The sequence below is a fragment of the Rhodopseudomonas sp. AAP120 genome (genome assembly GCF_001295845.1).
In the GTDB taxonomy this organism is placed as follows: Bacteria; Pseudomonadota; Alphaproteobacteria; order Rhizobiales; family Xanthobacteraceae; genus Rhodopseudomonas.
This window is the reverse complement of sequence record NZ_LJIC01000072.1, coordinates 1-9,068: the sequence shown is the minus strand read 5'-3', so window position 1 is coordinate 9,068 and position 9,068 is coordinate 1. Positions and strand designations below refer to the sequence as shown.

Here is a 9,068-nt window from a genome sequence, read left to right as displayed (position 1 = left end):
CCCCCCCCCCCCCTCGGGGCGGATCGATCCGCGTCAGCGGTCGGTATCGCGCGGCGTGAGCCAGCGCAGATAGCCGCCCTCGATCATGTCGCGGCAGGCTTTCAGGATGCGCGCGAGCTGGCGCCGCTCGGGCGCATTCTTCCAGTCGATGGCGCGCAGCGCTTCGACGTTCCTGTTGAGAAGGACGCCCGCGACGATGCGACGCGACGCGCCGGATTGGACGCCATCCCAGGCGCGCAGCATCAGCGCCGCGCGATGAAGCTGGAATGGAGACAAGCGCTGTTCGCGCGGCCAGCGGCCCGCGCGCTTCCCCTCCAGCCGCCGCATCAGGCGGCCGGCATTGCGATGACGCCACCAGAAATGCGGATCGATCGGAAGGACGATCGCTGCCTGAACCGGTTCCGCGCCGGTGTCGAACCAGAGCTGGTGATCGCCCTCGCTATCAGCGGCGATGACGTGCAATCCGTCGCCGGTCAATTGGCCGAGGATCGGAAGCGCCCGCGGATCAGGCAGCGAAGAGGCCGAGAAGCCGTCCGGGGCAGCAGTGACAATCAACGTGGCAGGAAAGCATTGCGCCCGCCAGACAGGCTGCGCTGTCATTGCCGATGCAGAGGGGTCTGCCGGGAAACGCCAATCCCCAGCGGCGCGAGAGTCGGTTGATGACTTCCGTCCTCGTCGTGCCGCCGGCGGCGATCTCCGTCAAAGCTGTTGCGTAGTCCTGCCGGTACTGCCTGTTGCGGCGGAGAAACTCGAAACTCACGCCACCACGATCGAGGTGGCCCAATTCATTCTCGAATTGCGGCGATCGCCAGTCTTGAAGCGGCTCCATGTTGTTTCCTCCCAGCCCGGTTTCTTGGGAATGATTCGAGTATCGGGGCGGTCGGAAATGCTGGAAGGCAGATAATCGGAATGCGAAGCGATCGCCGGCCGAACCATCATAAGCTGCATAGCGGGTGGCTACCTGGCGCGGGGCTCACTGCATCCGCGGCTGGAGAAGATGCCGATAACCGTGCTCGGTCATCCAGCGTGCGCGGGCCAAATGACTGTCGTGCATCTGCTTCGCGCGCTGCGGATCGGCGTCAGGATCGAGGCCGAACACGATCTTGACCACCTCACGCCAGTCAGCACCCTCCTCGGCTGCGTCGAGCAGCCGCAGATACGTAGCGAGGTGGGCTTCATCGTAGGCGTTCACCCGGTCGGTCAGCGGCGGGCTGTCCTTGAAAGCGGACGTACTCATCAGCGTGTTCCCGAACCCGTTCCCCGCTCTGACAAATAGGTTATCGGACTGACCCGCAATAGATTTACGACAACTTTCCCGTGGCGAATATGGAATAACGTCATGCCGTAAGTGCGATAGCGGGTTGCCCAGCGCGGCGGTATCTCAAGCAAGAGGCAGCCCCGACTCTAACGAATAGGAACGATCATTCCTAGAACGATCGTTCCGATTCTGGCTCCGATGCGTCATGGACCTTAAGGAGGTCATGGCGATCAACATGCGTCGGCTGCGCTATGACAAGAAACTGACGCAAGAGGAGCTGGCCGCGCGCTCGGGGTTGAGCATGCGCTATGTCGGCTCGATCGAGCGCGGCGCGGTCTCGGCGAGCGTCAGCGTCCTGGGAAAAGTCGCGGAGGCGCTGGGCGTCGATCCGTGCGACCTGATCCGGGCGCAGAAGCGCTGACCATTGCCACGCCGAGATCCCGCGCAAGCGCGTGATTTCTAATCGGATCATTGGAGAGTTCGTGTGTGGATCGCGAGCCGGGCTCAGCCCGGCGAGCGGCGGTCGTGCCGTCGAGGCGCGGCCGCGCCGCCGATCCGGATTTTGCGGATCGGCGGAAATTCCAGAAATGGAAGCCGCGCGGCCGTGGCCCCGACCGCGCAGCATCTGTCGCTAGGCCGCCTTCTCCAGCAACGTCCTCGCCTTCCCCTCCAGTTCAAGCCGCCTGTCCTGATGCGCCTTGGTGCGGGCGTGCGCCGTCATGCCTTGCACAAAGTCGAAGATGCTTTCCGGCGGGCGGCCTTCCTCCTGCAAGACGGTCTCGATGATCTTAGCCGTCCCGGCCTTGCTGAACCCGCGCTTGCGCAGGAAGGTTTCGCGGTCGTCATCGGTGCGGGCGACGATTCGCTCCCGCGCCGCCTTGATGCCGGCAACGAATGGCGCGGGCGAGGAATTGGCGAAGCTCGTCAACGCAGGCGCGGCCTCATGGGCGAAACGCTGCGCGGCAAACTTGCTGTGCCGAATGGTGATTTCCTCGAAGTTCTCGCAACCCCAAAGATTGCGGTTCATGCACACCGCGCGAAGATAGAAAGACGCAATGCCAAGCGTCTTCGATCCGACTTCGCTGTTCCACGCATAGAAGCCCCGGAAGTACAAATCTGGCTCTCCGTTCGGTAGCCGTCCCACTTCGATGGGGTGCGTGTCGTCGACAAGGAAAAGAAAAACATCCCTGTCCGAAGCGTAAAGCGTGGTGGTGTCCTTCGTGATGTCCACGAAAGGATTGTGCGTCATGGTCGCCCAATCCAGCATGCCGGGCACCTTCCACATGGTATCGCCCGTTCCGTTGCCCGCGATCCGCACGACGGCGGCGACAAGTTCATGATCCCAGATGCGGCCATAATCCGGGCCGGTCACGGCGCGCAATTCGATGCGGCCGTCTTCCGCCTCCAAGGTTTTCACAAGTTCGGCGCGGTGCGACAGCAAACCATGCTGCAGGTTGATGCCTGCGAGCGGCGCGGGAAGCTGGCGCATATAGGTCGCGGGCGCGCCGACAAGGCTGCACAACTGCCCGAAACTCCAATGCGTGGGCGCGACGGGCTGGTCCTGTCCCGGCACGATCAAGGCAAGCCGCTCCGCATTCTCCCGGCTCGCTTCCACCCGCACGGCGCGGCTCTCCACGGTGCGGGCCTTCGCGCGATCCGCCCGCGTCTTCACGGCGTCGTAAAGCTCTGTGAGCGACAAATAGCGCTCGTCATCGGGACGCGAAAACCATTCCGACGACACGCGGCCGATACGCTGCCCGCGCGAGATATCCACGCGGAAACCACTGGTCACGGCCTGCTGGTTCTGGCTGCTGCCGATCAAGTTCATTGTCCTGTCCTTTCCCGTTTAATGCCGAAGGCATGTCCCCCGACATGCCTTCCGGGGGCGCGTGAGCGCGCGGGGATGGAGGGGGCACATGCCGGCGCGCGGGGCCGGGCTGCGAGACGAGCGGAGCGGATGACGATGGTGATGCGGTCGTGGTGATCGGCCGCTTTGCGAGTCCGCGGCCCTGCTCCGCAACAGGCGGCATTTGCGGGGAGCAAGGGGCAAGACCCCTTGGCTCCCCACTTGCGAACGGCAAGGCTTCAGCCGCAGCCGATCAGGACAATACGAGTGCAGCTCGCCGTATTCCTCATCTTGCGGTGGTGGACATGAGCATGACGAAGCCCCGCTTGCGCGGGGCCTCGCCGGTGGTTGGAGTCAGTCGGCGGCGCGGCGGCGCGACCAGATGAGCGCCAGATCCTCGCCTTCGCTCTCGACCAGGCTCGCATAGATCGGAGCCGGGAACGACGGATCGTCGAGCTTGACGGAGAGGTAGTCGTTGCCCTTGTCGGACGTCTTCTTCCACGCCGCTCCGAACTCCGTTCCTGCGGCGATGACGCGGAAGTCCGGACCCTTCTCGTTGTCGCCCTCGGCGGGGACGAGCTTCACCGACTTGACGTTGAGGGTCAGAGTCTTCACCGAGCCGCTGTAGCCCTGTTCGGTGCGAGAAAATGTGCCAATCGTAGCCATGTCGTGTTTCCTTCTGCTGATCGGGCCGCGCTCATCGCGGCCTCGATGGTGGTCGACAGACCGGGGACGATCGGCCCGCACCCCTTCGGGGCCGGAACATCGTGGAGGGCGGACGGCGACGGCTTTTTTGGTTCGCGATGCAAAGCCGAAGGCGGCGGAAAAAAGCTGGCGACGAACGTTGCGGGAATAAGATCGAGGCGACGCGCTTCGTCGCCGGTCTTCGGTCAGACCAGACCAATCGAGGACGCCCGTGAGAGCGGCTTGAAAAGGACAGACAGAGGAAACCGCGATATGGCGACAACGATCGGATGCAGGCTTTCTCGCTTCGCACCGAACAAGGCTATGCGGCTCCATCAAGCAAGGGCCTGAACCTCAACGCCGAGACGATGATGTCTTCAATGTCGCCGTCATCGACAACACCGGAAGGATTCCGATCATCCGTCCTTCGTTCGCAGGACCGCCCTGTTCGGCACGGCAAGAAATCCGCCGACAAGGGCAGCGACGGCCTTCTGCACGAGCTGTTGTGATGACTCGTCGCGTCTTCGATCCACACCATGCGAGCCTGACCGAGAGTGAGGATGAGGAGATGGCCATCGTGTCGAACAGGTGCTCCGCGCAGCCGACTGACGCCAACCATTAGCGGGGTTGCGCCACACCGGGGCGACCGGCGAAATGTCCGCCGCCGCCCTCTCTTGCGTCAGGGATCGTGACCGAAGGCGAAGACCCGCAAGGGGCTTCGGAAGCCGCACTTGGCGGCGCGCAGAGCCCGGCCCGGAGGACGACGCCCAATCAGCATCAAGAACAATTCTGATTTGGCAAAGAAAGCAAACGCACTCATTCGTCATTAAGATCGAGCAGATGCAAGGAATTGCTGCCTCGTGAATCAGGACATGACCGATGACGAAGCAACCCCGTGACGATCCTTTCACCGTTCTCAATGACGCCCGCTTGGCGACGGTGCTACGGCGGCTCTACAGCGAGGCGAACCGTCAGCATCTCTCGGTCATCCGCCATTTCCTGCCACACACGCTGTCTTTCCTGCGCCGACGCTTCATGCCCTTTTCGGAAAGCGAGATGGGCGGCTTCTATGCTGATAAATACATTGCCATCGTCGAGGAGCAGGGCGCGTTCTGCTATCTGACGGCGCGCGCGCTCCGAGCCCGCACGATCTTCGAGTTCGGCACGTCCTTCGGTCTCTCCACACTGTGGCTTGCGGCGGCCGTCCGCGCCAATGGCGGCGGCCGCGTCGTGACAACGGAGATCGTGCCCGACAAAGCGCGGATCGCGCGGCGTAATTTCGAGGAAGCCGGCCTGTCGGACCTGATCGAGGTGCGCGAGGGCGACGCGATGGCGAGTCTCGCGGCCGATCCATCGGACATCGATTTCGTGCTCAACGATGGCTTTCCGATGCGGGCGCTCGACATCGTGAAGCTGTTGGCGTCGCGCATCCGGCCGTGCGGCGTGGTGCTGACCGATGACGTTGGCGGCTTCCGGGGCAATTACAGAGACTATCTTGCCTATATGCGAGATCGCGCCAACGGTTTCGATTCCATGCTGATCCCGCTCAAGGGCGGCACGGAATATTCGGTGCGCCGGTAGCCGCCTCGGTCAGGATGTCGGGTCATTTTGCGAGGCGGCCGAAGCCGCCAGCCGCATCGCAGCTGCCGCGCCGACCAGCGCGCCGCCTGCAAGGCAGAAGATTTGCCGCCAGACCGGCGACGGGACCGCCTCGGCTGTGATGCCATGCACGAGCGCGTAGCCCGCCACGGCGGCAGGCGCAGCGAATACGAGCGCTAATGCGGCCCGCAGGATCGGTGCGCGCAACGTGGCAAACAGAACCGTCAGAATACCGAACGACGCCGCGCCAGCGACAAGGCCGACGATTGCGGCTCCGACCCATCCCGCTCCGGTGCTATAGGCAAAGCGTGCGGCGGCAAGCGCCAGCACGAAGGGCAGCGCGTAAATCGCCAACGTGTAGGCGAGGACACACATCATGCCGATCAGCATGATGGTGACGACGATCAGTGCGATCATGTGCGCCTCCCTCGTCGATGATGGCGATCCGGCGCGTCACGACGACGCGCCGGATCGCAGTTTCAGGCGACGATCATCCCCGCACGGCGGGCGATCTCGGCATATGTGCTGAGCCGGTGTTCGGCCTTGAAGTCGAGGTCGCGTTCGACCGGCAGCCCGAGCTTGCCGCGCACGTCCTCAATCTCGGACAGCATCGCATAGCCAAGTTCGGGACAGCCCATGCCAAGGTCACACAATCCGAACAGGCGAACGTCCTCGCCTTCGGGATAGGCTTCGGTGATGAGCCACGTCGCTCCCGCATCGGGCGTGAACAGCTTCACGACCGGGAATGGATCGAAGCCGTCGCGTTCCTCGCTGATGCGGCCATTCTCGATCAGCTTGGCCAGCAACTCGTCAGGCATCAGGGCTTCGGTGCGGGGAAAGCGCGGTGTCATGACACGCACTCCCCTGCGGGTTCGCTGCTCCGGTGACGCACCCGGAAGGCGGCGATGGCTCCGGCCTGCCGCGCCAACTTGCGGGAAAGCGCCTCGATCTCGCCGCGCCGCGCGAAGCGAAGCGCTGCGAGGTTGCTTTGAAAGTCGCGCTCGCCGGCGCGGCTCCAGGTGGCGGAGGCCCGGCCGAACTGCCGGGTCTTGACGCGGCTGCTCGTCGTCATGCGTTCGGCGCGCGCTGCGATCTGCCGTTCGATGACGGCAAGATGGCGCGCGGTCTCGGCGTGCGCCGCCTCCATGCGGGCTAGCGTCGCCCGCTGTTCTGAATAGATCATCATGGTTGCGTGTCCTGCTGTCGTGCGGTCGAGGTCTCCGGCCGCGCCGATCCGGCGCGGCCGGAAAATCCTTCGGGCGGGATTGGGAGATTGCCCGGAGCCGCGCGAGGCGGCCCCGGCCGTGGCGGCTCACTCGGCCGCTTCGGGGAAGCCTTCGTATCCCTCGCCGATGTTCTCGACAGGTCCCCTCTCCGCTTCCGCAACCGGCGCGGTGCGCATCAGCGGCGGCAGCCATCCGGTCCCGGCAAGAAGCTGCTCGGCGGCTTCCGCCATCGGCTGCTTCTTCATGCTGGCAAGGCGATCCGCCGCCTCGACACTGACAGCCTCCCGCACGGCGTCGAGAATGTGCGCCTTGGTGACGCGACCGAGATAGGTCCGCACCGTGGGCGTCCAGTTCGCCGTCATGTCGAGCGTGAGCGCGCTCGCCAGCCTGTCAGCCGTCGCATGCGCGCGCGGCTTGCGCTCCCAAGGCAGTCTCACCGCGTTGACCGTCTGCGAGGCGCAATGCGCGAACAGCGCCATCACGCTCGCATAGTCCAGCCCGGCGACGAAACCCCACAGGTCCGCCACGTCGCGCGGCATGTCCGCCGCCCATCCGGCATGACGATCCGCCAGCGCCTTCGCCGCCGCCATGTCCTCGATGCCGTCCGCATGGCTCGCAAGGTGCGCGCTGTTCGGACGGATATCGAGGCAATGCGCGTCCCCGGCGTGATAGAAGGTCTGCGCGGCGAGCGCATGGGTGACGGCGATCAACGCCATATTCGGCTGCTCGCCAAGGGCGAGCCGCAGGCCAAGCGTGCGATGTGCCGTCAGGTCGCGGATGAGAAGGTCCGACAGCGACTTGCCGTCTTCCTCCGCATCCTCGTCGTCGGCGCTATGTGTGGCTGCGCCGTCGCCATCCTCGATGACCTCGCCGTCATCGTTGACGCGCACGCCGTCGATGACGGTTTCGCCATCCCCGGATTCCTCGGGCTTCTCGTCCTCGGCGCGGATGAAACCGCGCTCGATGCGGGCTTCTCCGTCAGGGGACAGCACGACGAACACGCCACCGCGCGCGATATCGTCGGGGTCGAAAGCGTGGCGCAAGGTGTCGATGCGCTCGATCTCAGCCTCAAGCTCCCCGAAACGCTCGTCCACATCGTCGGGAAGCTCGTCTGCGTCCTCATACTCCGACGACAGGCGGTCGTATTCCTCCTGCGCGGCGGCGCACGCGGCTTCATCTTCTTCGGAGAGCTCCACCGGATGCGGATAGCTGCGGCGCAGGCCGTGGGCGTGAGGATAATCGATATGAACCGAAACCCACTTCCAGCCTTCCGCCCCCTGAATGTTCGCGGCGATGCCTTCCAGCTTGTCGATGACAAGCCGGTCGAGCAGCGCGGCGTCTTCATAGAAGCCGCCACGATCCTCCGTGAACAGGTCGCGGACAATGTTGCCGCCTGCTTCCGCATAGGCTTCCGCGCCAATGAAGATCGCGCGCCGATCCGTTGCCGGAATATGCGTTCGCATGAGGTCGCGGCGGATGACGGACGGCTCGCGGCTATAGGACAGGTTCTCGTAAACCTGTTCCTGCCGCGCATGGTCCTCGGTGATGGCGAAGGCCATCAACTGGTCGAGCGTCAGCCCGCCGTCGCGATAGACCTGCATCAGCTTGGGACTGACCGCGCCAAGCCGAAGCCGCTGCTTCACCACATGCGCGGTGACGCCGAAGCGGGCCGCGATTTCGTCCGCTCCCCAACCGCGAGTTTCCGCAAGCTCGCGGAACGCCTCGAACTGGTCAGCGGGGTGCATCGCCGTGCGCGTGACGTTCTCGTCAAGGCTGATCTCGAACGGGTCGTTCGCCGTGTCGATGACGCAGCGGATCGCTTCCGTCTTCTTGATCTGCTTGCGCTTGGCGCGCAGCAACTGCGCCAGCCTGCGGCCTTCCCCGATGGTCACGAAATAGAAGCCGGTCGGCTTCCCCTCCGCGTCAAGCTCGGGTTCGACCACAAAATTTTGCAGAATGCCCTTTGCGGCGATGCTGGCCGCATAGGCTTCAATATCCGCCTCGCTATGCGGGGTCTTGCGTGCGTTGCGGGGCGACTTCTTCAACTTGTTCAGCGGAATAAAAGCCGTCTCGCCGCTTACCTCAACCGACGCGGTTTCCGCGCCGCTCTCAACTGCCGCAACCGCTTCCGTTTCTCCGACGGTGCGAACGTCCACGTCCGCCGCCGTTTCCGTGACCGTCGCAACCGGGACGGCCTTCGTCTTCTTCGATGTCCTTGCCATTGTTCCAATCCTTTCTCTGTTCACGCCGGAGGCATGGCCCCCGCCATGCCTCCCGGGGGCGCGTGAGCGCTCGGCAGAGAGGGGGGCGGCTATCGGCGAGCATGGCCGGGCTACGCGACAAGCGAGGCGGATTGGAAGGATCGGAAGAATGACTACAATGCGCTGCCTTGCGCGTGCGCGGCCCTGCCATCGCGCAGGCGGTAGTCGCGGGGGAGAGATGGCCGAGACCATCT

At 64.3% G+C, this 9,068-nt stretch carries 12 protein-coding genes; 3 read left to right on the top strand and 9 right to left on the bottom strand.

Going from position 1 to position 9,068, the window contains the following annotated elements:
• Positions 1 to 33: 33 nt before the first annotated feature.
• The 3 genes from IP86_RS12780 to IP86_RS12775 all read right to left on the bottom strand — a co-directional run bounded on the left by IP86_RS12780 (position 34) and on the right by IP86_RS12775 (position 1,237).
• Positions 34 to 600, bottom strand: a complete 567-nt coding sequence (locus IP86_RS12780) for a DUF2285 domain-containing protein (protein WP_502694000.1) — start codon at positions 598 to 600, stop codon at positions 34 to 36.
• Positions 506 to 829, bottom strand: coding sequence for a transcriptional regulator domain-containing protein (locus IP86_RS28675; RefSeq protein ID WP_197279780.1), 324 nt, complete (start codon positions 827 to 829; stop codon positions 506 to 508). Before IP86_RS28675 ends, IP86_RS12780 begins: the two co-directional genes overlap by 95 nt.
• Positions 830 to 973: 144 nt before the next feature.
• Positions 974 to 1,237, bottom strand: a complete 264-nt coding sequence (locus IP86_RS12775) for a DNA -binding domain-containing protein (protein ID WP_054162913.1) — start codon at positions 1,235 to 1,237, stop codon at positions 974 to 976.
• Between the two features lie 226 nt (positions 1,238 to 1,463).
• Between IP86_RS12775 and IP86_RS12770 the strand changes: the two genes are divergently transcribed.
• A complete protein-coding gene (locus IP86_RS12770) occupies positions 1,464 to 1,679 on the top strand; it encodes a helix-turn-helix domain-containing protein (protein ID WP_054162912.1) in 216 nt (71 codons plus the stop codon).
• A 210-nt stretch (positions 1,680 to 1,889) separates the two neighbouring features.
• On the opposite strand, the gene IP86_RS12765 is transcribed toward IP86_RS12770, so the two are convergent.
• Together IP86_RS12765 and IP86_RS12760 are read right to left on the bottom strand one after the other, a co-directional pair.
• The gene (locus IP86_RS12765; RefSeq protein WP_054162911.1) at positions 1,890 to 3,086 is read right to left on the bottom strand and encodes a hypothetical protein; all 1,197 of its coding nucleotides are present in this window, start codon (positions 3,084 to 3,086) and stop codon (positions 1,890 to 1,892) included.
• 372 nt (positions 3,087 to 3,458) lie between these two features.
• Entirely contained in the window at positions 3,459 to 3,770 is a 312-nt protein-coding gene (locus tag IP86_RS12760) for a DUF736 domain-containing protein (protein ID WP_054162910.1), read from the bottom strand.
• Between the two features lie 308 nt (positions 3,771 to 4,078).
• On the opposite strand from IP86_RS12760, the gene IP86_RS28670 reads away from it, so the two are divergent.
• Together IP86_RS28670 and IP86_RS12755 are read left to right on the top strand one after the other, a co-directional pair.
• Complete coding sequence (locus IP86_RS28670) at positions 4,079 to 4,297, top strand: hypothetical protein (RefSeq protein ID WP_156332486.1); 219 nt, start codon at positions 4,079 to 4,081, stop codon at positions 4,295 to 4,297.
• Between the two features lie 430 nt (positions 4,298 to 4,727).
• Entirely contained in the window at positions 4,728 to 5,369 is a 642-nt protein-coding gene (locus IP86_RS12755) for an O-methyltransferase (RefSeq protein WP_245290609.1), read from the top strand.
• Positions 5,370 to 5,378: 9 nt separating this feature from the next.
• Here IP86_RS12755 and IP86_RS12750 read toward each other — a convergent pair whose 3' ends face one another.
• The 4 genes from IP86_RS12750 to IP86_RS12735 form a co-directional block, all read right to left on the bottom strand.
• A complete protein-coding gene (locus tag IP86_RS12750; protein ID WP_054162908.1) occupies positions 5,379 to 5,804 on the bottom strand; it encodes a hypothetical protein in 426 nt (141 codons plus the stop codon).
• 62 nt (positions 5,805 to 5,866) lie between these two features.
• Positions 5,867 to 6,238, bottom strand: a complete 372-nt coding sequence (locus IP86_RS12745; RefSeq protein WP_054162907.1) for a DUF2958 domain-containing protein — start codon at positions 6,236 to 6,238, stop codon at positions 5,867 to 5,869.
• Positions 6,235 to 6,534, bottom strand: a complete 300-nt coding sequence (locus tag IP86_RS12740) for a hypothetical protein (protein ID WP_349509530.1) — start codon at positions 6,532 to 6,534, stop codon at positions 6,235 to 6,237. Before IP86_RS12740 ends, IP86_RS12745 begins: the two co-directional genes overlap by 4 nt.
• A 165-nt stretch (positions 6,535 to 6,699) precedes the next feature.
• Positions 6,700 to 8,835, bottom strand: coding sequence for a ParB/RepB/Spo0J family partition protein (locus IP86_RS12735; RefSeq protein ID WP_054162905.1), 2,136 nt, complete (start codon positions 8,833 to 8,835; stop codon positions 6,700 to 6,702).
• Positions 8,836 to 9,068 lie beyond the last annotated feature (233 nt).